Genomic DNA, 26,121 nt, shown 5'->3' on the forward strand with positions numbered 1-26,121 from the left:
AGATGAATCCGTCTGAGATGGCCAGGAAGATCGGCGAGGGCCTTCTCTCTTTTCCGGTGACGCATTTCAGGCAGGACCTTACGTTTGATGAAACACCGTATCGCGAACATCTCTCCTGGCTATTGCAGTACAAGCCGGCCGGGCTCTTCGCTGCTGGCGGAACGGGGGAGTTCTTCTCGCTTGCTCTTGGCGAATATGGGGAGATCGTAAAGGCAGCCGTTGATGAGACGGCGGGCCGGGTTCCAGTGCTTGCAGGCTGCGGCTACGGCACGGCCATCGCGAAAGAGTTCGCAAAATCCGCAGAAGATGCAGGAGCAGATGGCATCCTTCTACTGCCTCCTTACCTCGTGAACTCTGAGCCCGCAGGTCTGGCCGCGCATGTTGAGGCCGTATGCGCCTCCACAGGCCTGGGAGTGATCGTGTACAACCGCGACAACGCGGTGATGGACGATGTGACCCTGGCGGAGCTCTGCGATCGCTGCCCCAACCTCATCGGCTTCAAGGATGGCTATGGCGATATCGAACTGATGACCCGCATCTATGCCCGGCTTGGCGATCGGCTTACCTATGTAGGCGGTCTGCCAACGGCGGAGACCTTCGCACTACCGTACCTGGAGATGGGGGTTACGACCTACTCTTCGGCTATCTTCAACTTCCTTCCGCAGTTCGCGCAGGACTTTTACGCAGCCGTGCGCAGACGCGATCACGAGAAGGTGTACGCGGGGCTGCGGGAGTTTGTGCTGCCCTACATTGGGATACGCAATCGACGTAAGGGTTACGCCGTTTCCATCGTGAAGGCCGGTCTGAATGCGATTGGGAGACCCGCAGGCCCGGTGCGGCCTCCGTTGGTGGACCTTAGCCAGGCGGACCTGGATGAGCTGACCAAACTGATAGGAAGCCGCAACTGATGGTGACGGCAGCGGACGAACCGGGCTCACCAGAGCAGAGGCCCACGCGTGTTCGTTATCAGATTGTGCTGATGCTCTTCATCGCAAGCTGCTTCAGTTATGGCGACCGGGTGATGCTCTCAATCGCCGGAATCAGCTTCTCGAAGGACCTGCACATGGATGCGGTCCGGCTGGGCTACCTGTTCTCCGGCTTCAGCTGGGCGTATGTGGTGGGGCAGCTGCCTGCGGGCGGTTTGCTCGACCGCTTCGGGTCGAAGCGAATCTACGGCATCAGCATCATCGGCTGGTCCACCTGCGCCATTCTGGCTGGCTTTGCCGGCTACCTTCCGGCTACGCTCGCCTTCCTTACCATCTTTGCACTTCGCCTCGTCTCCGGAATGGTGCAGTCTCCGGTCTTTCCCGGCAATGGGCGCATCGTCGCCAGCTGGTTTCCTACGGCTGAGCGTGGCACAGCCTCCGCGATCTTCAACGCATCGCAGTACTTTTCGCTTGTCCTCTTCGCTCCCATCCTGGGATGGATCAGCAACGCCTGGGGATGGAAACAGTGCTTCTGGTTCGTCGGCACAGCGGGCATCGTGTTGAGCTTCGTCTGGTACAACGTCGTCTACGGCGTGAAGTCGCATCCCAGAATCAACCGGGGCGAGATCGACTACATCGAACGCGGCGGCGGTCTGGTCAACATCGATCCCGGCGCGGGCTCCGCATCGGCAGCGAAGGCGCCGAAGCTGACTTGGGCAGCAATCAAAATGCTGCTGAGCAACCGCATGCTGGTGGGCATTTACATCGGCCAGTATTGCATTACCACGCTGACGTGGTTCTTCCTGACTTGGTTCCCGGTGTATCTAAGCCGGGCTCGTCACATGTCCATTACCAAGGTTGGCGTGATGGCGGCGTTGCCCGCGCTCTGCGGATTCGCCGGTGGCATCCTGGGCGGCGTGGTCTCCGACAGGCTGCTCAAGAGCGGGCGCTCGCTCTCGTTCGCGCGCAAGACTCCCATCGTCGCGGGCATGCTGCTCTCGGTGACGATGATTGGCTGCAACTATGCCAATGCGGAGTGGGTCGTGATGGTGCTGATGTCACTGGCGTTCTTCGGCAAGGGTTTCGGAGCGCTCGGCTGGACGGTGATCGCAGATACCTCGCCCAAGCCGCTGATCGGAGTCAACGGCGGTCTGTTCAACCTGATCGGCAATCTCGCCGGGATCACGACGCCGATCATCATCGGCTACATCGTCAAGCGCACCGGCTCGTTCCATGATGCGCTGATCTTCGTGGTAGCGACGGCATTGATGGCGATCATCGCGTACCTGCCCATCGTCGGCGAGATCAAGCGTGTCGACCTCAAGCTGCCCGAGCCTGCGGACGGAAAAGCATGAACGAATCTCCACGTGTTAAATCCATGCGGGTCGTGCCGGTTGCCGGACGCGACTCGATGCTGCTGAACCTGAGTGGAGCGCATGCCCCGTACTTCACGCGCAACCTCGTCATCCTTACCGACGATAACGGCTCGGTCGGCGTAGGTGAGGTTCCCGGCGGCGAGAAGATCCGCTCCGTGCTCGAAGAGAGCCGTTCTCTCGTGGAAGGCAAGCGGATCGCCCTGTACAAGCAGATTCTGAAATCCGTGCAGGAGCGCTTTGCCGACCGCGACACCGAAGGACGCGGGCTGCAGACCTTCGATCTGCGGACGACGGTGCATGCCGTCACTGCCATCGAATCCGCTCTGCTCGACCTGTTCGGCCAGTTTTTCGGGGTGCCCGTGGCGGAGCTGCTCGGTGAAGGACAGCAGCGCAACAAGGTGGACGTTCTTGGCTACCTCTTCTACATAGGAGACCGGAAAAAGACGAACCTCGCCTACGGGAGCGACGAACGGAACGCAGATGACTGGCTGCGGTTGCGCCACGAAGAAGCGCTGACCACCGAGGCTGTTTTGAAGCTCGCTGCAGCGGCGAAGGCTCGTTACGGCTTTCGTGACTTCAAGCTGAAGGGCGGCGTACTACCGGGCGAACAGGAGATTGAGACGGTGACCGCCCTCGCGGAGCACTTCCCAGAGGCGCGCATCACGCTCGATCCCAATGGCGCGTGGTCCCTCGAAGAGGCTGTGCGGCTCTGTACGGGCAAGCAGAAGGTGCTGGCTTACGCAGAGGACCCCTGCGGAGCAGAGCGCGAATTCTCCGGACGAGAGATCATGGCTGACTTTCGCCGCGCGACGGGTTTACCAACTGCCACCAACATGATCGCGACCGATTGGCGCCAGCTTCGCTACGCCGCAGAGTTACACGCGGTCGACATCCCTCTAGCCGACCCGCACTTCTGGACCATGCAGGGCTCCGTCCAGGTAGCGCAGTTCTGTCGCGAGTGGGGACTTACGTGGGGGTCGCATTCCAACAACCACTTCGATGTCTCGCTGGCGATGTTCACCCATGTGGCTGCGGCGGCGCCCGGAAGAACGACGGCAATTGACACGCACTGGATATGGCAGGACGGTCAGAGCCTGACGGTAGATCCGCTCAGGATCGTTGGAGGCAAGCTAACCGTTCCCGATCGCCCCGGCCTGGGCATCGAACTCGATATGGAGCAGGTCGAGGCCGCCCATAGGCTCTATAGTGAAGTTGGTCTGGGCGCACGAGACGATGCCGCTGCCATGCAGTTCCTGCGGCCAGACTGGAAGTTCGATCCGAGGCGCCCCTGCCTCTGCTGAGTACGTCTAGGTGATTGGTGCAGGGTTGAAGAGTGCAAACTCGTTGTGCAGCCCCCATCGGTCGGCGCAGGTCTTGCTGCGGCCGCTGGCAACGTCCAGGATCAGCCGGAAGATCTCCTCACCCACCTGCGGAATCGTGGCTTCTCCCGTCGCGATGGTTCCGGCGTTGACGTCGATCAGATCGGACCAGCGTTCTGCGAGCGCCGTCCGCGAGGCTACTTTGATCACCGGCGCCATGGCCAGCCCGTAAGGCGTGCCTCGTCCTGTCGTGAAGACGTGCATGTTCATCGATGCCGCCAGTTGCAGCGTTCCGCAGACGAAATCGCTGGCAGGAGTCGCCGCAAAGACCAGGCCCTTGGTGGTGACGCGTTCGCCCGGACCGAAGACCCCGCGAATGGGAGTGGAACCGGATTTGACGATAGAGCCCAGCGCCTTTTCGACGATGTTGGTCAAACCGCCGCTCTTGTTGCCGGGCGTAGGATTCGCGCTGCGATCGACGCCCCCGCGTTCCAGATAGCGGTCGTACCAGTCCATCTCCCGTGCCAGGCCGTCAGCGACCTCCTGCGTGGCAGCACGCACGGTCAGCAGGTCGATAGCGTCGCGAACCTCGGTGACCTCAGAGAACATCACTGTTGCTCCGGCACGCACCAGCAGGTCCGCTGCATACCCGACAGCGGGATTCGCAGTCACGCCGGAGAACGCATCGCTTCCCCCACACTGCAGCCCGACGACGAGATCCGATGCAGGACGGGTGACGCGGCGGCGCTGGTTGAGTTGGGCCAGCCGATGCTCGGCCATCTTCATGATGGCCTCGACCATCTCTCCGAAGCTGCGGTGCTCCTCATCCTGCAGCCGTACCACGTAAGGTTCTGAAGACAGCACCGGCAGTGTGCTGCTGGGGAGCATTCGCACGGGCTGCAGCTTCTCGCAGCCCAGGCTGACGACCATGGGGGCCCCACCGAGGTTCGGATTCAGGCTCAGGTTGCGCAGCGTACGGATGGGAATCTCGGCACCGGGAGCATCGATGGCTACACCGCAGCCGTACAGGTGCGTAATGGCGATGACATCGTCAACGTTGGGGTAGCGGTGCAACAGTTCGGCCTTGATCCGCTTGACCGCATACTCCACCGTGGCCGAGACGCACTGGACGGTAGTGCTGATGCCGAGGATGTTCTTCGTCCCCACGGACCCGTCATCATTCACATAGCCTTCGAAGGTGAAGCCTTCAAGCGGAGGAAGGGAAGACGGATCCTCCGCAGGCCCTGGGAGCCGATCGAGCGCCGGTGGCTGCGGCAGCGTTAGAATCCCTTCATGCACCCAGCTTCCGGCCGCGATCTCCGTGGCTGCGTAGCCGATCACAACGCCATAGCGAACCACGGCTGCTCCTGCGGGAATTGCGGTCAAGGCGACCTTGTGTGCCTCTGGAACCGCCTCCGTGAGCGCCAGTCCTGATGCAAAGACAGCTCCTGCAGGCAGGCCGCCTTCGTTTACGACGATGGCGACGTTGTCCGCGGGATGAACCTGAACATAGCGTGGATCGAAGATTGGCATAGTGAAGAAAACTCTTTCTGGCGAGGCGACTACAGGCCGAATGGCCAGACACGCTGCACGGTCCTGTACAGGATGTCTTCGCGCTCCGTGCCTGATAGAAATCCTAAATGGTCGCGGTAGAGTGCGACCCGCTGGCTGTAGGACAGCCGCTCGCGCACAATCGGCCAGTCCGTTCCCCACATCAGGCGGCTTGAACCAAAGGCGTCGCGCAGACGAAGGATCTGGTCCGTCAGGTCGAGATAAGGAAACGCCTGACGAGAAAGCGACCATATATGCGAGATTTTGACGAACACCCGTGGATAGCGCGCCAGTGCCAGCAGAAGCTGCAGTTGCTTCGTATCTCCGGCGGGGATGTCCGCCATGTGGTCGATGACGACGTCGAGGTCGGGATTCTTCTCAATCCATACGGCGGCATCCGGCAGGCGGGAAGCAGGCAGCAGCAGCGTCATCGGGACCTTTAGCTGAGCGCACCGCTTCCATAAAGGAGCCATCAGAGGTCCGCGAAACCAGTCGCTCTCTGCAGAGACGCCGGGGCTCAGCCGGACGCCGTGGCATCCGGTCTCTGTCAGCTCGCTCAGGTGGTCCGGCGCTGCGGGATCTTCAGGATCGACCCTGCAGACGCCGTGAAATTTTTCCGGATAGCGATGCAGGACATCCAGAAGGTAACGATTGTCCCAGCGATAGTGGATGACCTGGATCAGCACCGTCCGCGCGACCCCGTTGGCGGACATCAGGGCGAGAAGGTCCTCGGCCGCGAGATCGAACTCCGGAACCTTCGCTCCGGCGGCAAAGGGAAACCCGGGAGAGTGTTTCCAGACGTGGACATGCGAATCGATCATGATCGTGTGTTGCGCGCCCTGCTGAGGGAGAGACCCCAGCAGGGCAAAGGATCCCTTGAGGAACGAGCGACGATCCATCGGTGCAGGCTCTCCCGAAGCCGCCATCCATCTTAGGAGACGCTTTTGCGTTGCGAAAGCCTCGTCGCTGTGCGGAGATTCCGGTTTATGGGTTTTGTCAGTTACGATAAATCGTCCCTCATCGAAGGATGATCCTCTGGGACGATGACCGGCACGAGGACGAAACGTTGGCGCTTTACCTTGCAGTAGACCTGGGCGGAACCAAGACCGAGTATGTTTTAGCCGATGAGACGAACGAGCTGGCGCGCGTACGTGGAGGCACGATCAAGCGGATGCGCACGGACGCCAATACCGCCGGGCAGAACTTCGACACGGCGATCCGCGAGATCGAGGCAAAGTCCGGGCGTTCTGTCCGCGATATAACCCGAAGCTGCGTAGGCGCCGCCGGAGTAACGGTGCCTCTCGTGACGGACTGGATCAAAAAAATCTTCGCCGAGCGTGTGGGCGGATCGCTGGTTCTTGTGGGCGATGTGGAGATCGCGCTCGACGGAGCATTTTTTGGCGGGCCCGGTGTGCTGGTGATGGCTGGCACCGGATCGAACGTCGCCGGTCGAAGTCTTGCAGGCAAGCTGACTACCGCGGGTGGATGGGGCCCGGCGCTGGCGGATCAGGGATCAGGCGCGCGTATTGGACAGCAGGCCCTGCGCGATGCCGCCCTGGCTTACGATGAGGAACGAGAGACGCAGCTGTTGCCGGCGATCCTCCAGGCATGGAACCTCAGGGACTTCGACGATCTCGTCGCCTACGCCAACCAGATTCCTTCTCCCGACCTCACCAGGCTTGCCCCTGTGGTGGTTGCCTGCGCCGATGCAGGCGATGCCGTCGCGCAGCGTGTCCTGCGCCGTGAGGCCGAGGAACTGGCACACCTGGCCCACATCGTCATTGACCGTCTGCGCAGTGAGAACTCTCGCGCCGGTTGGCTTCCCGATCTGGCATTTACGGGCAGCATCCTCGAGCATGTCCCGGCGATTCGCAACGGCATCGTCGAAGTCCTTCGTCAGGAGTTTCCCGATCTGAAGGTTATTCCGGATATGGTTGACCCTCTCCTGGGTGCTCTCTGGCACGCCCGCCACGGCTGATCGCTGATCAGGTTCGCAACACCTGCGGACGGCTCACCGCAAGCGTGCCGATAAGCTCTCCGAAAAGAGTATTGGCCCAGGCAAACCAGGGACGCGTAAAGCGCTTCGGATCGTCCTTGAAATAGCTCTCGTGCATGAACCCGAACCCAGCCGCCGATCGTTTGAGCATGCCGACAGCATTGTGAATCTCGCTGTCCTGCTGGCTGGTAAATGCATAGATGATCTGGGACATTGGCCAGATCATATCGCGCCCGAGGTGCGGTCCACCGATACCTTCCCCGGCCGTTCCCTGAAAGAACCACGGGTTCCGCTTGCTCCAGCAGAAGGCTCGGGTCCGCGCATACAGTGCTGCGTCCGGCGAGCTGTCGAGGTAGGGAAGTCCAAGCAGGCTGGGAACGTTGGCGTCGTCCATCAATAACCGGCTGCCGTACCCATCCACCTCGTAGGCCCAGATGGTTCCCTCGGGCGTTGAAACGATGGCGTGCTCGCGCAGCGCCTTCTCTACTTCTTCGGCAAGCGAGCTGGCATTGCGAGCAAGTCCCTCATCGTGCAGAATTACGTGCGCCATCTCTGCAAGCTGACGCATCGACGTAACCGCAAACAAATTCGACGGAACCAGGAATGGGAAGATACAAGCATCGTCCGATGGCCGGAATCCAGAGGCGATCAGTCCGACCGGGCGGACTGGATTTCCCAGGCCCGCCGCGGGCAGCGTCTCTGTAGAGGCGTTCGATTCCCGCTGAAAACGGTACGGCCCATCGCCATGCTTGCGCTGCTGGACACGGAAGGTGTCGACGATCACCTTCATCGCATCACGCCAGCGCTGATCGAATGGTCCCGTATCGCCCGTCTGCTTCCAGTAGCCATGTGCCAGGCGGATGGGATAGCAGAGCGAATCCACCTCCCATTTGCGCTCCCCTACACCCTGACGGAGTTCGGTCTTGTCCTTCAGGCTCCAGGGCAGTGCCGGAGCGTTGAGGTCGGCCATAAAGGCGTTGGCGTACGGATCGATGAGGATGCATCGCGCCTGCCTGCGAATCACGCCCTCCAGCAGATCGCGAAGCCGACGGTCCTGTTTTGCCAGGGGAAGATACGGCCATACCTGCGCAGACGAATCGCGCAACCACATCGCCGAAATATCGCCGGTAATCACGGCAGTATCGGGCTTGCCTTCAAATGTGCCCGGCTCAACCGTCGTATCCAGCGTGTTGGGAAAGCACGAGACAAAGAGCGATGCCAGCTCAGGATCGGGAATCCGCGCGCTCCGCTCTTTCAGAAACGCCTCGACAGCGTCGCTGTGAAACTTGCGGTCCGCTGGCTTTGGACGCCCCTGCGACATGTCCCAGGGGGCCTTTACCTCCGGAAGCTGGATTGAGGATTGAGGCTCAACGCCTGCAGCCTGCATACTTGCAGCCATCGAAGGCGCGATAACAGTGGCTGCGGCGGAACGAAGAAAGCGGCGTCTGCTGGAGATGGATGCTGGTGGATTCATTGAATTTGGCTTGGTGTCATTCTCCCATAGTTGCCGGTGCGTCATCGCTTACGCGAGAATGATGACAATACCTGCTGCCCTGGGGCTGTCCGCTCAGTGTGACAGTTCTTTCTGAAATCTCTGCCAATCGGAGAATGCATGATCAGTCGTAGAAGATTCCTGGAGCGGAGCGCTGCTGTCTGCGCTGCGAGCGCGTTACCCATCGATAAGCTGGCCTTTGCCGCCACAAACGGACAGAAAGACGAAGACCCCCTGCAGTGGGTCGATCCGCGCATCGGAACCGGTGGCCATGGGCACTGCTTCCCCGGTGCGGCGCTGCCGTTCGGCATGGTTCAACTCAGCCCCGACACCTTCAACGACGGCTGGGACTGGTGCTCCGGATACCACGTCTCCGACAGCTCCATCATGGGCTTCAGCCATACGCATCTCAGCGGTACCGGCTGCGGCGACCTTCTCGACTTCCTCGTCATGGCAGGCACAGGAGACGCAAAGCTCGTCCCCGGCGATCGCAGCAATCCCGATGAAGGCTATCGCTCGCGCTTCGATCACGAAGAGGAGCGCACGGAGCCCGGCTACTACTCCGTTACCCTCAAGGACTACAAGGTTCGCGCCGAGCTGACCGCGACCGAGCGCACGGGGCTGCATCGTTACACCTTCCCTGCAAGCGACAAGTCGTACCTGATCCTCGACCTGCAGCACGGCTATGGTCCGGGCGAAGGCCCCTGCGACTCAGCCGAGCTGCGCGTGGTCGCACCCGATACCCTGGCAGGTGGAAGACGCACCTCGGCATGGGGCAAGAACCGCCACGCCTACTTCACCCTGAAGGTCTCTAAGAAGCCCGAGAAGATCGTCTTCTACTCCGACGACAAGGAAGTTCCTGCGCCTGCAGCAGGCGAGGACCTGAAGGGGAAGCACCTCAAGTGCGTGCTCTACTTCTCCACCAAAGCCAATGAGCGCATTCTGATGAAGACCGGCATCTCGGGCGTCGATGCAGACGGCGCCGCGAAGAATCTCGCGGCCGAGGCTCCCGGCTGGAACTTCGACAAGGTCCGCGCAAATGCGAAGCAGATCTGGCGCCGCCAGATCTCGAAGATGCGGGTCGCCACGGCGAACGAGACCCACAAGCACATCTTCTACACGGCGCTCTATCATCTTTCGCTAGGCCCCACACTCTTCGACGACGTCGACGGCCGCTATCGCGGAATGGACAACGAGATTCACACCCTTCCTGCGGGCCAGCATCAGTTCTCCACCTTTTCGCTGTGGGATACCTTCCGCGCGGCCCATCCGACCTATACGCTCATCGAACAGGAGCGTGTCCCCTTATTTATGAACGCCCTCATTCGCATGGCAGAGCAGAGTCCGGAAGGCATGCCCGTGTGGCCCCTGATGTCGACCGAAACCGGCACCATGACGGGCTACCACTCGGCTGCGGTCATCTCCGAGGCGTGCAACAAGGGCTTTACCGGCATCGACTACGAGAAGGCATACAGCCTGATGATGAAGCGTGCGATGGTCGATGACTACCGTGGCCTCGGCTACTATCGCAAGCTGCACTATATCCCCGCCGACAAAGAGGGAGAGTCTGTCTCGAAGACCTTCGAGTACTGCTACGACGACTGGTCCATCGCGCACGTCGCCCGCAAACTGGGCAAGAACGACGACGCCCAGATGCTCGCGAAACGCTCCACCAACTACCGCAACTACTTCGACAAGTCGGTCGGCTTCATGCGTCCCAAGCTCGAGGACGGCAACTGGACGGCTCCCTTCAACCCCATCGACATGGGGCACACGAAGAAGTGGCGCGACTACACCGAATCGAACGCCTGGCAGACGACCTTCGGCGTGCAGCACGACGCTGCCGGCCTGATCGATCTCTTCGGTGGTCGTGAGCCATTCCTCACCAAGCTCGACCAGCTCTTCACCGTACCGAGCGATCTTCCCGAGGACGCTCCGCCGGACATCGCGGGCATGGTTGGCCAATACGCGCACGGCAACGAGCCTTCGCACCACATCTCGTACCTCTACGTCTACGCCGGTGCACCGTACAAGACCCAGGCACGTGTCCGCAGCTTGCTGGATACGATGTACGCCGCCAAGCCCGACGGAATGCAGGGCAACGAGGACGTGGGCCAGATGTCGGCCTGGTACATCCTCAGCTCGCTCGGCTTCTATCCCGTCGATCCCGTCAGCGGAAACTACGTCCTGGGTTCGCCGCTCTTTGAGAGCGCGACGCTTGAGCTCTCCCGCGGCAAGAAGCTGGAGATCGTTGTCGATCGCAAGGACCCCTCACATCAATACATCCAGGCCTTCTCGCTGAATGGTAAGGAACAGAAACAGGCGTGGTTCCATCATTCCGAAATCGCTGATGGAGCAAAGCTCGTCTTCACGATGGGCCCGGAACCGAATACATCGTTCGGTACGGATCCTGCCGTCCTTCCGCCTTCCCTCAAGCTCGCGTGAAGCACGACATCACCTTCGAGCTCTGCGCTGAGAGCCTGCAGGCCTGTCTGGCTGCAGGCGAAGGCGGAGCCGCTCGAATCGAGTTATGCTCGGCGCTCAGCGAAGACGGTCTGACGCCGAGCCACGCTCTCATCCGGGCCGCTGTCGAACGCAGCGGCCTTCCCGTTTATGTCCTCTTACGTCCTCGCGCAGGCGGCTTTGTCTACAGCCCCGATGAATTCGCACTTATCCGCGAAGACCTTCTTCACGCACGTTCTCTCGGAGCCACCGGCTTCGTCGTAGGTGTGCTTCACCCCGATGCCACAATCGACATCGAGCGCACGTATGAGTTGGTGGAACTGGCCGCGCCTCTCGAGGTCACCTTCCACGGGGCCTTCGACCTCACGCCCTCCCTCGACGACGCACTCGAAGATGTTGTCGCGACAGGATGCCGCAGAATCCTGACCTCAGGCGGAGAACGGGATGTAGTCGCTGGAGCCGCGAACCTCCACAGGCTGGTCCAGCTTGCCGCTGACCGTATCGCGATTGCCGCAGGCGGAGGTCTGCGAATCGAAAATGCGGCTGCAGTCGCGCGGCAGTCCAGGGCGCACCACTTTCACGGCAGCCTGCTTCGCCGGCCGGCAAATACCTTCACGCATAAAGAAGGCGCTGCGTTGCCCTCGGGGTCAAAGCTCGCGTCGTCTGTTCATCCGGAAGGCATCCGCGCCCTCCTTCAGGAGCTACGCAGCGTAGAGCACCCAGAACCGTAATAAGAGCAAGCGAGAGAGGGCACTTCACCTCCGAACCCGCAGGCGCTATGATGAAGAAGAACCCTCCACCAAGCGGGAGTAGTTCAGTGGCAGAACGTCAGCTTCCCAAGCTGAATGTCGCCGGTTCGATCCCGGTCTCCCGCTCCAATTCCTAAAAAAATGCGCGGCTCTCACGCAATTGATGCGTGTTTATCTTCACGCCTCATGATCTTCACTGTGGCTGTGCCGTAAGACTCAGAAGCACCGTGTCATCGCTGCCCAGCAGTTGCAGCTCTCTTCCGGAGATCTTCCAGCGACGCACTTGCTCCAACGAGCCTAGAAACCTTGACTCCGTCTCCATCCCGCGCGCGCAGGCCATCCTGGTCGAAGCGACGCCTCGAAACTGCAGCGACGCACCACTGACCTCATAGGATCCTGCAATCCGATTGCATCCTCCGGAACCCGAGACGCGGCCGCCCTGCGCGCTGAAGATCAGGTGCGCCTCCCGCTGCTGCTCTGCCGGAGAGACGGCCTTTCCGGCGATCTCCTCCAGCTTCCAGTAAGTCTCACGCAGAGGAACCGCCGCCGGCTCAGTCTGCCCGGATCCCTGCACACGCTGCATCATCATCATCCCGATCTCGCTTCCGTGTCCTTGTGTCAGAACCTGATAACGCTGGCTGCTCGTAAACAGGACGCGATTGCCTTCAACGATTCGGCCGCGAACCGCATAGATATGGTTCGGCTGAATCTGCCCAGGATCGTACGGAATGCTGAAATGGAAGGGGGGATTGCCCGGCTGCTCGATTCGCGTCTGCCCCACGGCCTGCCCTGCAGCGTCCGCCCGCGAAACGTCGGTCAGCGTCGCCTCAAAGACTGCGTCCGGAGGAAGAGCCATCCGTTCACGATAGGTCGCTGTCCCGTCAACCGCCAGTTGCCCCTGGGCCAGACCCGGCGCTGGGCAGGACAGAACCAGGCAGTACGCCAGTGTTACGGCCATTGGAAGATGAACTCTCATCCAGCCTCCTCCCATTCTTCTGTGCAATCAGCCGCGCAAATAAAAATGCCCGCATCTTCTTCGATGCGGGCATTTTCGTTTTCATGAGCTAGTTGTGCGCAGGATTTGTCTTCAGCGCCAGCTTCAGGTGTTCCTGCAGGCTCTCCGCCGCAGGTATATACGTGATCGCCTTGGCAATCTGCGGGTCCCACTCGGCGCGTACTTTCAGGCCCTCCAGTTGTCCAAACTGGGTCGTGAACAGATCGCTCTTGATGCTCTCCTTCACCCAGTCTTCCACTCCGGCGATGTCCTGATCGGTGTAGTCGATGTTCTGCGACTTCAGGAAGGTCTTGAACTCCTGCAGAACAGCGTCATCCACCGTGAAGTCTTTGCTGACCGAGTTGTGCGCCGCCATGTAGTGCTGCGTGAACTTGAAGAAGGCAAGGTTCTGCAGCAGCGAATCCTGGAAGCGGTTGGTCTTGTAGTTTTCAATCGCCTCATCTGGAGTAATTCCGCCGCCACCGTACACCGTGCGCCCCGAATCCGTCAGCTTTACCTCGCGATTGGCCTTGTCCTTCTGCGATCCGTTGTCGCGAACGTAGTAGTAGTCGTACAGCGAAACGTGATTATAGTTGCGCTGGATCAGGCGTCCTGAAGGCGTGTAGTAGTGGTAGGTCGTCAACGCCAGCCCGGTGTTCTCTGACGTCTGGAAGACGGTCTGCACCAGCCCCTTGCCGAAGGTCGTCTCTCCTACGATCAGGGCGCGATCATGGTCCTGCAGGGCGCCCGATACGATCTCTGCCGCCGAAGCCGTATTGCGATTCACCAGCACGACGATCGGGAACTTGGAGTCGGAACCATGAGCCGCCCGGTAAACCTGGTCGGGGAAGGCGCGTCCACGCTGCGAGACGACGATCTGTCCCTTCTGCAGGAACTTGTCGCTCATATTGACGGCCTCGTTCAGCAGGCCGCCTGGATTGCCGCGCAGATCGATCACCAGCCCCTTGATATTTCCAAAGCGGTCCAATGCATCGCCCACCTCGCGGCTTGTCGTCTCCATGAAGTTGGTAACGTGCATGTAGCCGATACCGGGCCGGATCAGGAAGGCGAGATCGACCGAAGGGCGGGTTACCTCATCGCGGACCAGGTCGAACTCCAGCGGCTTGGCAGACCCTTCACGGGCCATCGTGACGCGCACATGAGTGTTACGGGGACCCTTCAGAAGCGAGGCGACCGCCGCCGTATCCATGCCATCCGTGCTCTTGCCATCCACCGTCAAAATCGTGTCGCCCGGCCTGATCCCAGCGCGGAACGAGGGCGTGTTCTCAAACGGGTACACGACCACAATCTTGGTTCCGTTCTTCGCATTCGGATCGGGTTGCGGCTGGATAGTCATCCCCACGCCGTAGTACCTTCCATGCTGATCCTCGCGCATCTGGGCGTATGCCTTGGGATCGTAGAAGTTCGAGTGCGGGTCGAGCACGTGCAGCATGCCTGGAATGGCGCCATCGTAGATGGCCTTATCCGCCTTGTCCTGGGTCATCTTGTCGGCATAGTTCTGCTCCACCAGCGAGTAGACGTTGGTAAAGCTTCGCAGACTGTCGCGCAGGGTCGATTCATCGGTTGCCGACTGCGCATCCACCCTCTGGTTAATGAATGTGCCGGCCACCCCACAGGTGGCCAGAAAGACAGTGGCGGCGAGCAGGGTGCGACGTGTGCGGGGTGCCATCGGTCAGGTAACCTCGAAAAACGCAGGAACTGCGCAAACAGACACGCAGAACGGTTGTGAGGGCGAGGGTGAGAAAAACGCCCTGTATTAGGACGGAGTATAGCATTCGACGGTAAGCATTTTCTCGTTCGCGCCGGCCCGATTCGCCTCTTCCCGCAGGCGCGTTTAGAATGTTGAGACGGATATCGTCCCTCCTCCTGGTGAGTCCAACCGGAATGAGGAAGTTTGCCGGTCGCAGGAACCTTGTCCGTCGATGTCTATAGATAACGAGTGACGATGACCTTTAGAATCTCGCAGTTCAGGGCGGTATGCAGCTTCAGTCTGCTGATACTGCCGGTTGCGGCCCTGGCACAGGCGCCGCGCTACCAGAGTCCGCTCGCCGTCCCCAATGAGCCTCAGCAACAGATCACCCTTCCCACTCCCGCTGCCATCACCCCGGATGGGGTCGTTGTCGAAGATGTGATTGCGCGTGTCAACGACCGCATCATCAGCCGCAGCGACATGGAGCGCAGCATCCAGCAGCTCGCGGCGGAAAATCAGCAGAATCGGGTTCCTGAGGCCGAGGCAGAGGATCGTCAGAAGAACCTGCTCCGCGACATGGTCGACCAGCAGCTGCTGCTCTCGCGTGCCAAGGAACTCGGGCTCAATGCCGATGCCGAGGTCATCCGCCGGCTGGATGAGATCCGTAAGCAGAACCACATGGATTCGATGGAGGCCCTCGAGAAGGCCGCTGCCCAGCAGGGCGTCTCCTTTGAGGATTTCAAGGCCAATATCCGCAATGGGATTCTGACCCAGCAAGTCGTTCGCGACGAGGTGGGACGCCACATCCAGATGACCCAGGGTACCGAGCAGGCTTACTACGAGGCTCATAAGAACGAGTTCGCCCAGCCCGAGCAGGTCCATCTGAGCGAGATTCTGATCCCCACCCCGGCGGACGCCAGCGATGCCGTCGTCGCCCAGGCCCAGGCCAAGGCCGACTCCATTGCAGAGAAGATCAAGGGTGGAGCTGACTTCGCAGAGATGGCAAAGCAGAACTCCGGCGGCCCGACCGCTTCGCAGGGAGGCGACCTCGGCCTCTTCAAGCGCGGAGCTCTCGCGAAGGTACTGGAAGACCAGACCTTCTCCCTCCCCACGGGTGGGGTCACGGCTCCCATTCGCACCCGGCAAGGCTTTGTCATCCTCAAGGTGACTGACCACCAGCAGGCTGGCGTTCCGGCCCTCAAGGACATTGAACCGCAGATTCAGGAAGCCATCTACATGAAGCAGATCCAGCCTGCTCTGCGTGCGTACCTGACCAAGCTGCGGGAAGATGCCTACATCGATATCAAGCCTGGCTTTGTGGACACTGGCGCCAGCCCCAACCAGACCAAGCCGGTCTTCAGCGCATACGCTCCTCCGGCCCCCAAAAAGAAGAAGGCAGAAAAGCAGCGTTTTGATCGCGGCGGGCGTTTCTCCACGGTAAGCAAGGAGAAGACAGCCGCTCCAGCAACTGGTGCCGCAGCGACTGCTTCCGCCGCCGCCCCGGCAGTTTCCGCTACCCCCTCCGCAGCTCCAAAGCAGCAGGCTGCTCTGAACGCGTCCAAGCCGAAGAAGATCAAGCGCGAGAAGGTGCGTTTCGGTCAGGCTCCGCGCAATGCTCTTCCTCCCGGCCAGCAGGAAACTGCCGAGGGTGAAGGCGCCGGTATGGCCTCGTCCCCGCAGGCTGCCGACTCCGGAGCCGCTGTTGCTCCGGGAACCGCAATCGCTCCTCTGGAGAACTCGGCCCAGCTGTCGAACGAGGATCCGCTTGCTCCGAAGCCGGAGCACGAGAACAAGACCCGCTACGCCTACCGGTCCCGTACCGAGGCCCAGGAGAAGGCTGCAAAGAAGCAGGCCGTCGTCAAGCAGAAGGCCGCCTTCACCCCGGCTCCTGCCTCGAACCAGGAGACCGAGGACCGCAAAGAGCAGTCTGCCCCTCTCGGCCTGAATGGCGACACGGCCACAAAGAAGAAGAAGATTCGGCAAAAGGGAGCTCCCAAGGAGAGGTTGCAGAATCAGCCCACTGCTCCAGCGCCCCCGCCGCCGCCTCCCGCTCCTACGGTCAACCCCGACCTCGGTGCTACTCCGGAGGGTCTGACGCCGACGCCGCCACCGGCTCCCCAACCCGCCCAGCCACAGAACTAGCTAACCGCTAAACTTCAGTTTGGTGGTTACGGAAAATGCGAGGCTCCGGCCTCGCATTTTCTATCCCGGAGGCCCGGCGTATTCTGGTTGCAATGAAAGATTTTTTTATTGCGGACGCTCCCCGCTTCGAGAATGCGGCCGTCACGTCCTACTTTGTTCTGTCTTCGTTGCAGATTCGTGATCGGCGCACCGGTGGGCAGTTTCTGTCTGTCACCCTGACCGACAAGACCGGTTCGATGCCCGCAGTCATGTGGGACGACTTTCAGGAGTCAATCACTCCCTGTTCTGAGGGCTGCTACGTCAAGGTGCAGGGCCAGATCTCCAGGTATCAGAACAAGTTCCAGATGGCCCTTCAGCGGCTCCGCTTCGCCGCCGAGACGGAGATCGATCCGGCTGACTATCTTCCGATGACTCACTTCGACATCGATGCCATGTGGGAGGAGTTGCGTGGCTACGTCCTGAACTTTGCCAACGCCGATCTTCGGCGTCTTGTATTCGCGTTCCTGGATGATCCTGAGATCGCGGCGGCCTATCGGGTCGCACCCGCAGCCAAGATCCTCCACCACGCCTGGATCGGCGGCCTATTGGAGCATGTGGTGACCCTGGTTCGGGTATGCCTCGCGACCGCGCCGTTCTACCCGGAGGTAGACCCCGACCTGCTGGTGACCGGGGCCATCCTGCACGATATCGGCAAGATTCGCGAGCTGCACTGGAAGTCGAGCTTCGGCTACACCCTTGAGGGACAGTTGATCGGCCATATCAATATTGCCCAGGGTATGCTGGCTGATAAGTTCCGCCAACTGGACCCCTTCCCGCAGAAGCTGCGTGTGTTGGTGGAGCACATGATCCTCTCCCATCATGGAAAGTATGAGTTCGGCTCGCCCAAGCTGCCGATGACCCCCGAAGCCCTGCTGCTGAATACGCTGGACGATCTCGAGGCCAAGATGCAGACCCTGCGGAATGCCTTTGCCAGCGCCGCCGCCCAGGGCAGGGGAGCGGGAGAGGTGACCGACTGGGTGCGCTCGATGGAGCGGCCGCTCTTCAACTCAAGGGCTTATCTAACGGAAGGAGCCACCCCTGAGGAGGATATTACTGCTGCCGCAGGCGAGAGAACGGTGGATGAGCCAGTGGTTCGGGAAGATGCGGTGGAGGAACCCGGCGTTGTCACGGAACCAGCAGGTGGCAGCCTCTTCGACTAGCGTGTTCACCTATGTCTCAAATCTCATCTCGGTCGCTTGCTGAGACATCATTGCAGTCGATTCGGATGTGTAGCCATGTAGTTCCCGACAAAAGTGTCATCCTGAGCGGAGCTTCTCGCCGCTTCATCGCGAGAAGAGGAGTCGAAGGATCTGCGGTTTGCCTCAGCCATCATCCAGACCGCAGATCCTTCGACTTCGCCCTTCGGGCTTCGTTCAGGATGACACTTTCTGGAAAGTTTTGGAGGGGAACCGGCTTTCAGGCGCTCCACCTTCGCGCCATTTTGCGTCGTCCCCATAATCGGGCGCGATGATGAGATTCGCCGTGTCATCCAGGTGCTGAGCCCGCTGAAGGGGCGGACGAGACGCAGGGGAAGTGAACACGATTGCTACAATAATATTTCTGGTTTTTACAGCGGCGCAAAAATGGTTACAACCAGAAAATAATTGCTACACAGCAAATACTGGCTACACCAGCAAATACTGTTATGCCAGCCCCAATAATGATTTACTCCAGTACTGTAAGAATTACGCCAGTCCGATAAGGGTTACGCAGTCCGATGCTTCGATTTTCCACAGCAGGTGAGAGCCACGGCGAGAGTCTCGTCGCCCTGGTGAGCGGTCTTCCAGCCGGGGTGCCGGTCGATCAGGAGTTCATCAGCCACGAGTTGTGGCGCCGCCAGCGGGGGTATGGCCGCGGCGGGCGCATGCGCATCGAGCGGGACAGCGCGCATATTCTCTCCGGGGTCCGTCATGGAAAGACCATCGGCTCGCCGGTTGCGATGACCATCGCCAACAATGACTGGAAGAACTGGACCGAGATCCTTCCCATCGAGGAAGGTGATCCGTCGAAGCACAAGGCCGTAGCTTCACCGCGTCCCGGGCATGCCGACCTGGCTGGAGCTTTAAAGTACAACTTCCATGATGCTCGCTATGTCCTTGAAAGGGCTAGCGCTCGCGAATCCAGTGCCCGAGTGGCTTCAGGTGCCCTCGCAAAGCTGCTTCTGCGCGAGCTTGACGTTCATGTGCTCTCCCATGTGATCCGGGTGGGTAAGGCGGAGCTGTCACGACCGGCACAGTGGGATGAGATTGTCGCTCTGTCGCAGAAGGAAGAGATCCTGCTGAACTGTGTCGATCCTGGGGACGAGGCGCGCATGAAGGCGGAGGTCGATGCCGTTCTTCGCACCGGCGACACGGTAGGCGGTGTCTTTGAGGTCGTCGTTCACGGTCTGCCTCCGGGAGTTGGAACCCACGTCAACTGGGACGAGCGGCTGGACGGTCTGCTGGCGCAGGCTGTGATGAGCCTGCAGGCGGTCAAGGCGGTGGAGATTGGCCGAGGGGTTACGGCGGCCGAGTCGCTTGGCTCGACCGTGCATGATGCTATCGGCTATGAGGGAAGCGACGAGAGGTTTACGAAGTTTTCCCGCGAGCACAACAATGCCGGTGGGATCGAGGGCGGCATCTCAAACGGTGAGGATGTCGTGGTGCGCGGCTATCTGAAGCCGATCTCGACCCTGCGCCGACCGCTGGGGAGCGTGAGCTTCGAGACACGTGAGCCGGTGAAGGCTGCGTACGAGCGGTCGGACGTCTGTGTGGTGCCCGCGGCTGGTGTGGCCTCAGAGGCCATGGTGGCCCTGACCGTAGCGCGGCTGGTGCTGGAAAAGTTCGGAGGCGACTCCCTGGGAGAGTTGCGGAGGAACTACAAAGGCTATCTTGAACAGATAAGAGCGTACTGACGTGGCAAAAAAGATCAAAGTCCATGAGATCGTGAAGTATCCCGATCCTGTCCTGGCGAAGCGGGGCGAGGACGTGACGGAGTTTGGGGAAGACCTGAAGACGCTGGTGGAGGAGATGTTCGAGTCGATGTATGCGGCTCATGGCATTGGCCTGGCTGCGCCGCAGATTGGCCTGTCGAAGCGGCTTACGGTGATCGACGTCAGCTTCAAGAAAGTTCCCGCCGATAAGCTGGTCCTCATCAACCCCGAGATCGTCGAGCGGGAGGGCAAGCAGTTTGAGGAAGAGGGCTGCCTGTCTCTGCCGGAGATCCGGGAGAAGGTGAACCGCGCTGCGAAGGTGAGGGTTCGCGCCCAGAACGTCGAAGGTGAGTGGTTCGAGGTGGAGGGCGAGGAACTGCTGGCACGTGCCCTGCAGCACGAGATCGATCACCTGGACGGCGTTCTGTTTATCGATCGGCTGAGCCGTCTGAAGCGTGATCTTGTACATCGCAGGATCAAGAAGATGCAGAAGAACGGCGAGTGGTAGGCGCGCCTGCGTCACAGCGCGGAAGCAGATAGCATAGAGGCGAGATGAGACTCGTTTTCTGCGGAACTCCGCAATTCGCTGTTCCCGTTCTGGAGGCTGTGATCGCTGCCGGCCATGAGGTTGCGCTGGTCCTTACCCAGCCGGACAGGCCTGTGGGCCGCGACCAGAAGTTGCAGGCTCCGCCGGTCAAGCAGGTTGCGCTGGCGCATTCCATTCCGGTCCTGCAGCCGGAGAAGATCAAGAACAATCCTGAACTGCGCGCCAAGCTAGAGGAGATCGCGCCGGACGCCATTCTTGTGGTCGCCTATGGGCGCCTCATCCCCGAATGGATGCTGAACCTGCCCCGGCACGGGAATATCAACCTGCACGGGTCGCTTCTGCCGAAGTACAGGGGGGCTGCTCCGATTCAGTGGGCGGTGGCGAACGGCGAGACGGTGACGGGCGTGACGACGATGCGGCTGGACGCTGGTCTCGATACCGGGCCGATGTTGCTGGCGCAGGCGATTCCCATCGGAGAAGAGGAGACATCGGAGGATGTCTACGAGAATCTTGCCGAAGTTGGGGCTCCGTTGATGGTGGAGACGCTTCGGCGCCTGGAAGCGGGTGAGCTCTTTCCCACCTCGCAGGATGAGAGACTGGCGACCCATGCGCCCATTCTCAGCCGGGAGGACGGGCGGATCGACTTCGACCGAACAGCAAAACAGATTCGTGACCGCTGGCGTGGATTTCAGCCCTGGCCGGGTGCGTTTACCGTGTTTCGAGAGAAGAAGCTGATCGTCCATCGGCTGCACTGCGCCGACCACCCGGACAAGATTGCACCCGGCGTCATTCATCTGCATGAAGGAAAGGTGCTGGTGGGATGCGGAAGCGGGACAATCGTGCTCGACGAGGTGCAGGTGGAGGGCAAGAAGCGTATGCCTGCAGAAGAGTTTGCGCGAGGGTACCAGATCAACTCCGGCGAGCGTCTCGGCGTTTGATCTTAGATACGGTGCAGCAGCAGGAAGAACATACCAACGGCAGCCAGAATGGAAGCTACGAGGGTTGCGGTAATGTAGAGAGCTGCCATCCGCTCCTGACCGGGGCGGGGACGGGTGATGCCTACGCCCCAGATAAAGCTTTCGCTGATGAGATCGGTAAGTCTTCGCATCGTTCTCTCCAGTTATTAAAGATGGACTGAATCTCTGTGGCGGATATGCAAATCTTGCGGTGAAACCGGCAATTGCTTCTTTGGGGTCTGCGGGGCATCTTTTAACCAGGTGAAGGATTCGGAACAAAGCCGGATTTCAGTGGTTCGGGGCAATGAGGTTGTGCCGTTGCTGCCGTGTGCCGCTCATCACGTCGGGGAGCAGCCCTGGCGCGGCGTTCTGCTGGAGCGCCATGAGATTCCTTCCATGGAGCTTCCGGAGCACGAGCACCGGGAGCTGTGTCTGCACCTGCAGGTGCGTGGCGATGACCAGATGCAGTGGTGGTCGGAGGGGCGCCACGGGGTGGAGAGGACGTTTCCCGGTTCGATCATGGTGGTTCCTCCGGGTACCCGCGACAGGACCTTGTGGAAGGGTGCTTCAGAACGCCTGATCGTCTCGCTGAAGCCGGGGCTTCTGGAGGAAGTTGCGTCGAGCGCGGATGCGAGGATGCCGGAGTTCAAGACTGGCTGGTCGGTGAACGATGCCGGGCTGCAGAGGATTCTGGCGGAGATGGGCCGTGAAGCATCCGAGGGCTGGCCGCTGGGCCGGCTCTACGCCGATCTGACTGCGGCGAACCTGGCCAGTGCGCTGTTACGCAGGCATGCGTTCGATCCGGTGAACCTTGGACCCGCTCGTGGAGGACTGCCGGTTCCGCAGCTGCGCCGGGTGATGGAGTTCATGACCGCGAATATGGATCGCGACCTTCATCTGGATGAGATTGCGCGCGAGGCTGGGTTGAGTTCCTTTCACTTTGCGCGTGAGTTTCGTTCGGTGACGGGGCAGACACCATACCAGTATCTGCTGGATCAGCGGATCGACCGGGCCAAATGGCTCCTGAAGGACCATGCCTGGGCGGTCCAGGAGGTGGCTGGGATGACGGGTTTCCAGTCGCCGGTGAACTTTGTTCGGGCGTTTCGTCGGCGTGTTGGGGTGACGCCTGGGGCGTGGCGGAAACAGGGTTAAGTGCGACGGCCGCGTGCTTGTTGTGTTGAGTGCAATCGGAACCGCAGATCCTTCGACTGCGCCTCTCGCGGTGAAGCCTGCGAGAGGCTTCGCTCAGGATGACACTTTTTAGGAAAAGGATGGCGGGGAGCGGATGATGTCTTCAGGAACGGGTGTGGGGTGGACCGTGAGAAGAGGTTTCTTGAACGAAGGTATTCTTGAGTAAGAGAAGTCTTCCATTGTCCAGGCATTCCAATTCTTCCAAACCGGTCTCTTCCTCCCGCGCGGCAGCCTTTGAGATATTAATGCTGGTTGCTTCCGGAAGGGGGAACAGCGACGACCTTCTGCACTCTTCGCATACGGCGGGACTCTCTGCGGAGGACCGCAACCTTGCGACGGCGCTGGTTCTAGGCACGCTGCGCTGGCAGATTGCGCTGGATGGCCGCATTCAGACGATGCTGCAGAGGCCAGATCAGCGTTTGGCAGAGCCGGTCGCCATCGCTTTGCGGCTAGGGGCGTTTCAACTGCTTCATTTGGATCGGATTCCTCCGCATGCGGCTATCAACGAGAGCGTGGAGCTGGTGCGCGCCTCGGGAAATCCGCATGCTACGGGGATGGCCAATGCGATTCTGCGCAAGGTGATGACCCAGAAGCCGGGAAGGCCGATCCATGAGAGCACCTCGGCGCTTGCCACCCGGCTGTCGCATCCCGGGTGGATGGTGGAGCGCTGGGCGTCAAACTATGGCCGCTCGGTGGCAATAAAAATATGTGAGGCAGGGCAGAGGGAGCTTGGTGCGCCGGAGTTGTTTGCAGATTCGGCAGAGCAGGACCTGCCCCGAATGGACGATGGCTCACGGCTGGTTGCGGAGTTGGCTGCCGTAGCAGCGCCGGGGGCTGCTCGTGTGTGGGATACATGCGCCGCGCCCGGAGGGAAGTCGCTGATTCTGGCGAAGCGGCTGCCGGGAGCGAAGGTTTTGGCTACCGATGTGAGTCCCCGACGTTTGACGGCCATGCGGTCGCGGATTGCGGAATATTCCTATGCTGCTGCGATGGAGATCGAGGTAGTAGATGCGACGCTGCCGCCTGCATCGCTGGGGACCTTCGACCTGATTCTGGCGGACGTGCCGTGCAGCGGGACCGGAACGCTGGCGCGGAATCCGGAGATACGGCTTCGCCTGATGCCTGCAGATTTGTCGCGTCATGCGAGCCGGCAGAGAAAGATTCTTAGCGCGGCTCTGAAGGCGCTTGAGCCGGGAGGACGGCTGCTGTACTCCACGTGTTCGCTTGAGCCGGAGGAGTGTGAGCGGGTGGTAGAAGCGGTGCTGGCAGAGAAGGAGTTTGCGGGAGTTGTCCGGGCGGTTTCTGTTGAGCCGCTGCTGCGCAAGCAGGAACTTCTAAACGGGAAACTTGAGGGTGCTGTGCGAGGAGAGTATCTGCGCACGCTGCCTGGAGTTCATCCTGGAGACGGGTTCTTCGCGGCGCTGATGGAGCGGGTGGGCTGATCGGGCCCGCGTTTGCTAATGGACAAGTGAGAGACGCACGGTGTCTCCCCGAGCCACGCGATGCCCGGCGAGAGGGCTCTGTGCGACGACGATGCCGGGGGTGAGTCCGGTGGGCGCCGGGGGATTTGGCTGCGGCACAGGCTGTGGCGCGGGAGTCGTGGGGAGTGGAGCGTTCGGTGTGACATCCTCGGCGCTGACGATGCGAAGGCCGGAGGCGGATGCGCGCGCATAGGCGCCGGAGAGCGTGAATCCAACGAGCGATGGCATGACGTAGCCTTGGGCAGACTCATCGGGACCATCGTTGAGCAGGATGCTGACCTTGGGACGGTCGACGCCCTTCGCTCCGGCGGCCGGAGTCTGTGCGATGACGGTGCTTGCAGTGCCTGCCAGGGAGACGTGTCCGACCGTGCCGAGCTCAAGTCCCAGCCGTCGCAGATTGATGGAGGCAGCGCGCTCACCCTCTCCGATCACGTCGGGGATCGTGACGCGCTGGATGCCCAGGCTTTCGGTGACGCGGACCGGCCACTGTCGGCGTACGGTCGCGCCGGCGACGGGGTATTGCGCGAGCACTTTACCTGCGGGGACGTTGGGGGAGTAGAAGCGGTTTTCAAGCTGAAGGCGCAGCCCGAGCGCACTGGCCCTGCGGCTGGCCTCGGAAATCGTCATGTTGGCCAGCTGAGGGACTTTGACCTCGTGTCCATGGATGGCGAGCCTCATCGAGAGAAACGCAGACACGAGAGCTACGGCGATCATCGCCATTGCGCCGAGAACGATATTGAAGAAGCGTCGAACGGGGGCCCAGCCCACGAAGCGCACACGCACAGTATTCATCGTCGGTTATCCGTTGCCGGTTCGGGATGGATCAGAAGGCGGTCCACCCCGGGTACCTCCAGTTTAAAGGCGCCTTCGAGCGAAGTGATGACAGAGTGCACTTTGGACATGGGGAGATCGTCGGGCATCGTGCAGTGGCAGTTGACCTGCACGTGCGCTCCCATGCGGATGACCATGACATCGTGGATGTCGAGGATCTCGGGAAATGCAGTGGCGACGTTGCGCAGACGGCGTTCGAGATCGCGGTCAGGCTCCTGCGACTGGGGGTGTTCGATGGTCGCCGGTTCGCTTTCGATGTGCGTCAGGATGGAGGCCACTTCGGGGATCTCGCGCTGGATCTCCGCTTCGAGACGGGTGGCGAGGTCGTGGGCCTGCTGGAGGGACATGGTCTCGTTGACCTCCAGATGCTGTTCCACCTGCAGCTGCTGGCCGTACCTCTGGACGGTGACGTCGTGGATCGTGAGATTCATACGGGCGGCTACTGCGCGGATGCGGTCGTGCACGCTCTCGGTTCCGGTCGCCATGGGAACGGTATGGATGACGACATCGGCGCCAGGTAGTTTGCGTTCTACGGCTGCGGTGGCTTCGCGGGTGACCTGCTCGGTGCGCTGGAAGGTCAGATTGCGAGGGAGGCCCAGGGTCAGGTCGACGAAGTATTCGGCACCGGAGCGTCGCGTTCTAAGACGGGTGACATCGACGACTCCCGGTATAGCGCCAAGCTCTCGATTAAGATCGCGAATGGCTGTCCGGATCTCTTTGGGAGTGGCATCGAGCAGGGCATCGACCGTTTTGCGTCCGAGCTTCCAGGTAACACGAAGGATGATAGCCGAGACGACGAGAGCGGCGATGGGGTCGGCCAACTGTAGTGCGGAGATTCCGAGCCGGCTTCCTACCAAGGAGGCTGTGAGGCCGATCAGGACGGCCAGAGATGACCAGATGTCCGTGCCGAAGTGGATGGCGTCGGCTTCGAGGGCCTGGCTGGAGGACTGCTGGGCGACATGATGCAAGTGACGCGAACGGGAGAAGTCGACCGCGATGGAGAGCAGAAGCACCAGGAAGGGCCAGACGGATGGCCGCAGCGAGATGTGTTCGCGTGAGGTGATGCGGCTGATGGCCTCGGTGACGATCCAGACGCAGGAGCCAAGCATGATGACGACTTCCGTGAAGGCCGAGAGGTTCTCGATCTTGCCATGGCCGTAGTGGTGCGTCTCATCGGCGGGAAGATCAGAGACGCGGACCGAGAGCAGCGTGATACCAGCGGCCACCATGTCCACGGTCGAATGAGCGGCCTCGGAGAGCATGCCCAGCGAGCCCGTCATCACCCCGGTCATGAACTTGAGTAAGGTGATCCCGATTGCGGCCAGCAGCGAAGACAGGGCCGCGGAGCGCTTTTCCCGGGTGTCGATCCGGGGCTCGATCCGGGCCTGCTGGGATGGGATGATCTGGCTCACTGGACTCAATGCTACCGTGCCCGCTTCAGTCGCG

General features: G+C 60.8%; 21 protein-coding genes and 1 tRNA gene. 14 read left to right on the forward strand and 8 right to left on the reverse strand.

Annotated elements, in window-relative coordinates; genetic code table 11:
* Positions 1-2 precede the first annotated feature (2 nt).
* Genes kdgD through GWR55_RS00845 form a run of 3 tightly spaced genes read left to right on the forward strand, consistent with a single transcriptional unit; the run spans position 3 to position 3,603 of the window.
* On the forward strand, positions 3-908 hold the full coding sequence (gene kdgD / locus GWR55_RS00835) for a 5-dehydro-4-deoxyglucarate dehydratase (RefSeq protein WP_238398553.1): 906 nt from the start codon (positions 3-5) through the stop codon (positions 906-908).
* Positions 908-2,281: an MFS transporter gene (locus GWR55_RS00840; RefSeq protein WP_162400567.1), complete on the forward strand. Its 1,374-nt coding sequence runs from the start codon at positions 908-910 to the stop codon at positions 2,279-2,281. Before kdgD ends, GWR55_RS00840 begins: the two co-directional genes overlap by 1 nt.
* Positions 2,278-3,603 (forward strand): enolase C-terminal domain-like protein, encoded by a 1,326-nt coding sequence (locus GWR55_RS00845; protein ID WP_162400568.1) that lies wholly within the window; start codon positions 2,278-2,280, stop codon positions 3,601-3,603. The genes GWR55_RS00840 and GWR55_RS00845 overlap by 4 nt, the downstream gene beginning before the upstream one ends.
* A gap of 6 nt (positions 3,604-3,609) precedes the next feature.
* On the opposite strand, the gene garD is transcribed toward GWR55_RS00845, so the two are convergent.
* Positions 3,610-5,154, reverse strand: coding sequence for a galactarate dehydratase (garD, locus tag GWR55_RS00850; protein WP_162400569.1), 1,545 nt, complete (start codon positions 5,152-5,154; stop codon positions 3,610-3,612).
* 29 nt (positions 5,155-5,183) lie between these two features.
* A complete protein-coding gene (locus tag GWR55_RS00855; RefSeq protein WP_162400570.1) occupies positions 5,184-6,071 on the reverse strand; it encodes an amidohydrolase in 888 nt (295 codons plus the stop codon).
* Positions 6,072-6,199: 128 nt separating this feature from the next.
* Between GWR55_RS00855 and GWR55_RS00860 the strand changes: the two genes are divergently transcribed.
* Positions 6,200-7,150: an N-acetylglucosamine kinase gene (locus GWR55_RS00860; RefSeq protein ID WP_238398554.1), complete on the forward strand. Its 951-nt coding sequence runs from the start codon at positions 6,200-6,202 to the stop codon at positions 7,148-7,150.
* Between the two features lie 7 nt (positions 7,151-7,157).
* Here GWR55_RS00860 and GWR55_RS00865 read toward each other — a convergent pair whose 3' ends face one another.
* The gene (locus GWR55_RS00865; RefSeq protein ID WP_162400571.1) at positions 7,158-8,642 is read right to left on the reverse strand and encodes a glycoside hydrolase family 125 protein; all 1,485 of its coding nucleotides are present in this window, start codon (positions 8,640-8,642) and stop codon (positions 7,158-7,160) included.
* 138 nt (positions 8,643-8,780) lie between these two features.
* Here GWR55_RS00865 and GWR55_RS00870 point away from each other — a divergent pair, with 138 nt between their 5' ends.
* From GWR55_RS00870 to GWR55_RS00880, 3 genes are all read left to right on the forward strand, one after another.
* Positions 8,781-11,105, forward strand: a complete 2,325-nt coding sequence (locus tag GWR55_RS00870; RefSeq protein WP_162400572.1) for a GH92 family glycosyl hydrolase — start codon at positions 8,781-8,783, stop codon at positions 11,103-11,105.
* Positions 11,102-11,854, forward strand: coding sequence for a copper homeostasis protein CutC (locus GWR55_RS00875; protein WP_162400573.1), 753 nt, complete (start codon positions 11,102-11,104; stop codon positions 11,852-11,854). Before GWR55_RS00870 ends, GWR55_RS00875 begins: the two co-directional genes overlap by 4 nt.
* 72 nt (positions 11,855-11,926) lie before the next feature.
* Positions 11,927-12,001, forward strand: a tRNA-Gly gene (locus tag GWR55_RS00880).
* A gap of 64 nt (positions 12,002-12,065) precedes the next feature.
* Here the strand turns inward: GWR55_RS00880 and GWR55_RS00885 are convergent.
* Together GWR55_RS00885 and GWR55_RS00890 are read right to left on the reverse strand one after the other, a co-directional pair.
* Positions 12,066-12,848, reverse strand: a complete 783-nt coding sequence (locus GWR55_RS00885; RefSeq protein WP_162400574.1) for a YbaY family lipoprotein — start codon at positions 12,846-12,848, stop codon at positions 12,066-12,068.
* 88 nt (positions 12,849-12,936) lie between these two features.
* Positions 12,937-14,556: a S41 family peptidase gene (locus tag GWR55_RS00890; RefSeq protein WP_162400575.1), complete on the reverse strand. Its 1,620-nt coding sequence runs from the start codon at positions 14,554-14,556 to the stop codon at positions 12,937-12,939.
* A gap of 276 nt (positions 14,557-14,832) precedes the next feature.
* On the opposite strand from GWR55_RS00890, the gene GWR55_RS00895 reads away from it, so the two are divergent.
* The 5 genes from GWR55_RS00895 (at position 14,833) to fmt (ending at position 21,154) form a co-directional block, all read left to right on the forward strand.
* A complete protein-coding gene (locus GWR55_RS00895; protein WP_162400576.1) occupies positions 14,833-16,719 on the forward strand; it encodes a peptidylprolyl isomerase in 1,887 nt (628 codons plus the stop codon).
* A gap of 92 nt (positions 16,720-16,811) precedes the next feature.
* Positions 16,812-17,918 carry a 3'-5' exoribonuclease YhaM family protein gene (locus GWR55_RS00900; protein ID WP_162400577.1) on the forward strand — a complete coding sequence of 369 codons (1,107 nt, stop codon included), beginning with the start codon at positions 16,812-16,814 and terminating at the stop codon, positions 17,916-17,918.
* A gap of 557 nt (positions 17,919-18,475) precedes the next feature.
* On the forward strand, positions 18,476-19,651 hold the full coding sequence (gene aroC, locus GWR55_RS00905) for a chorismate synthase (protein WP_162400578.1): 1,176 nt from the start codon (positions 18,476-18,478) through the stop codon (positions 19,649-19,651).
* A 1-nt stretch (position 19,652) separates the two neighbouring features.
* Positions 19,653-20,177 (forward strand): peptide deformylase, encoded by a 525-nt coding sequence (gene def, locus GWR55_RS00910; protein WP_238398555.1) that lies wholly within the window; start codon positions 19,653-19,655, stop codon positions 20,175-20,177.
* A 44-nt stretch (positions 20,178-20,221) separates the two neighbouring features.
* Positions 20,222-21,154 carry a methionyl-tRNA formyltransferase gene (gene fmt, locus GWR55_RS00915; protein ID WP_162400579.1) on the forward strand — a complete coding sequence of 311 codons (933 nt, stop codon included), beginning with the start codon at positions 20,222-20,224 and terminating at the stop codon, positions 21,152-21,154.
* Between the two features lie 2 nt (positions 21,155-21,156).
* On the opposite strand, the gene GWR55_RS00920 is transcribed toward fmt, so the two are convergent.
* A complete protein-coding gene (locus GWR55_RS00920) occupies positions 21,157-21,324 on the reverse strand; it encodes a hypothetical protein (protein WP_162400580.1) in 168 nt (55 codons plus the stop codon).
* 160 nt (positions 21,325-21,484) lie between these two features.
* Here GWR55_RS00920 and GWR55_RS00925 point away from each other — a divergent pair, with 160 nt between their 5' ends.
* On the forward strand, positions 21,485-22,324 hold the full coding sequence (locus GWR55_RS00925) for an AraC family transcriptional regulator (protein WP_162400581.1): 840 nt from the start codon (positions 21,485-21,487) through the stop codon (positions 22,322-22,324).
* Positions 22,325-22,608: 284 nt separating this feature from the next.
* The gene (locus GWR55_RS00930; protein WP_162400582.1) at positions 22,609-23,805 is read left to right on the forward strand and encodes a transcription antitermination factor NusB; all 1,197 of its coding nucleotides are present in this window, start codon (positions 22,609-22,611) and stop codon (positions 23,803-23,805) included.
* 15 nt (positions 23,806-23,820) lie between these two features.
* On the opposite strand, the gene GWR55_RS00935 is transcribed toward GWR55_RS00930, so the two are convergent.
* Both GWR55_RS00935 and GWR55_RS00940 read right to left on the reverse strand, forming a co-directional pair.
* Positions 23,821-24,636 (reverse strand): PASTA domain-containing protein, encoded by an 816-nt coding sequence (locus GWR55_RS00935; protein WP_162400583.1) that lies wholly within the window; start codon positions 24,634-24,636, stop codon positions 23,821-23,823.
* A complete protein-coding gene (locus GWR55_RS00940; protein ID WP_370521264.1) occupies positions 24,633-26,087 on the reverse strand; it encodes a cation-efflux pump in 1,455 nt (484 codons plus the stop codon). The genes GWR55_RS00935 and GWR55_RS00940 overlap by 4 nt, the downstream gene beginning before the upstream one ends.
* Positions 26,088-26,121: the final 34 nt, after the last annotated feature.

The sequence above is a fragment of the Edaphobacter sp. 12200R-103 genome (assembly GCF_010093025.1).
In the GTDB taxonomy this organism is placed as follows: domain Bacteria; phylum Acidobacteriota; class Terriglobia; order Terriglobales; family Acidobacteriaceae; genus Edaphobacter.

Coding starts and splice junctions, on each gene's coding strand:
- GWR55_RS00900 (WP_162400577.1), top strand. CDS start 16,812: ATGAAAGATTTTTTTATTGCGGACGCTCCCCGCTTCGAGAATGCGGCC.
- GWR55_RS00860 (WP_238398554.1), top strand. CDS start 6,200: ATGATCCTCTGGGACGATGACCGGCACGAGGACGAAACGTTGGCGCTT.
- GWR55_RS00870 (WP_162400572.1), top strand. CDS start 8,781: ATGATCAGTCGTAGAAGATTCCTGGAGCGGAGCGCTGCTGTCTGCGCT.
- GWR55_RS00845 (WP_162400568.1), top strand. CDS start 2,278: ATGAACGAATCTCCACGTGTTAAATCCATGCGGGTCGTGCCGGTTGCC.
- garD (WP_162400569.1), bottom strand. CDS start 5,154: ATGCCAATCTTCGATCCACGCTATGTTCAGGTTCATCCCGCGGACAAC.
- GWR55_RS00935 (WP_162400583.1), bottom strand. CDS start 24,636: ATGAATACTGTGCGTGTGCGCTTCGTGGGCTGGGCCCCCGTTCGACGC.
- aroC (WP_162400578.1), top strand. CDS start 18,476: ATGCTTCGATTTTCCACAGCAGGTGAGAGCCACGGCGAGAGTCTCGTC.
- GWR55_RS00865 (WP_162400571.1), bottom strand. CDS start 8,642: ATGAATCCACCAGCATCCATCTCCAGCAGACGCCGCTTTCTTCGTTCC.
- GWR55_RS00855 (WP_162400570.1), bottom strand. CDS start 6,071: ATGGATCGTCGCTCGTTCCTCAAGGGATCCTTTGCCCTGCTGGGGTCT.
- kdgD (WP_238398553.1), top strand. CDS start 3: ATGAATCCGTCTGAGATGGCCAGGAAGATCGGCGAGGGCCTTCTCTCT.
- GWR55_RS00840 (WP_162400567.1), top strand. CDS start 908: ATGGTGACGGCAGCGGACGAACCGGGCTCACCAGAGCAGAGGCCCACG.
- GWR55_RS00920 (WP_162400580.1), bottom strand. CDS start 21,324: ATGCGAAGACTTACCGATCTCATCAGCGAAAGCTTTATCTGGGGCGTA.
- fmt (WP_162400579.1), top strand. CDS start 20,222: ATGAGACTCGTTTTCTGCGGAACTCCGCAATTCGCTGTTCCCGTTCTG.
- GWR55_RS00895 (WP_162400576.1), top strand. CDS start 14,833: ATGACCTTTAGAATCTCGCAGTTCAGGGCGGTATGCAGCTTCAGTCTG.
- GWR55_RS00885 (WP_162400574.1), bottom strand. CDS start 12,848: ATGAGAGTTCATCTTCCAATGGCCGTAACACTGGCGTACTGCCTGGTT.
- GWR55_RS00890 (WP_162400575.1), bottom strand. CDS start 14,556: ATGGCACCCCGCACACGTCGCACCCTGCTCGCCGCCACTGTCTTTCTG.
- GWR55_RS00930 (WP_162400582.1), top strand. CDS start 22,609: ATGCTGGTTGCTTCCGGAAGGGGGAACAGCGACGACCTTCTGCACTCT.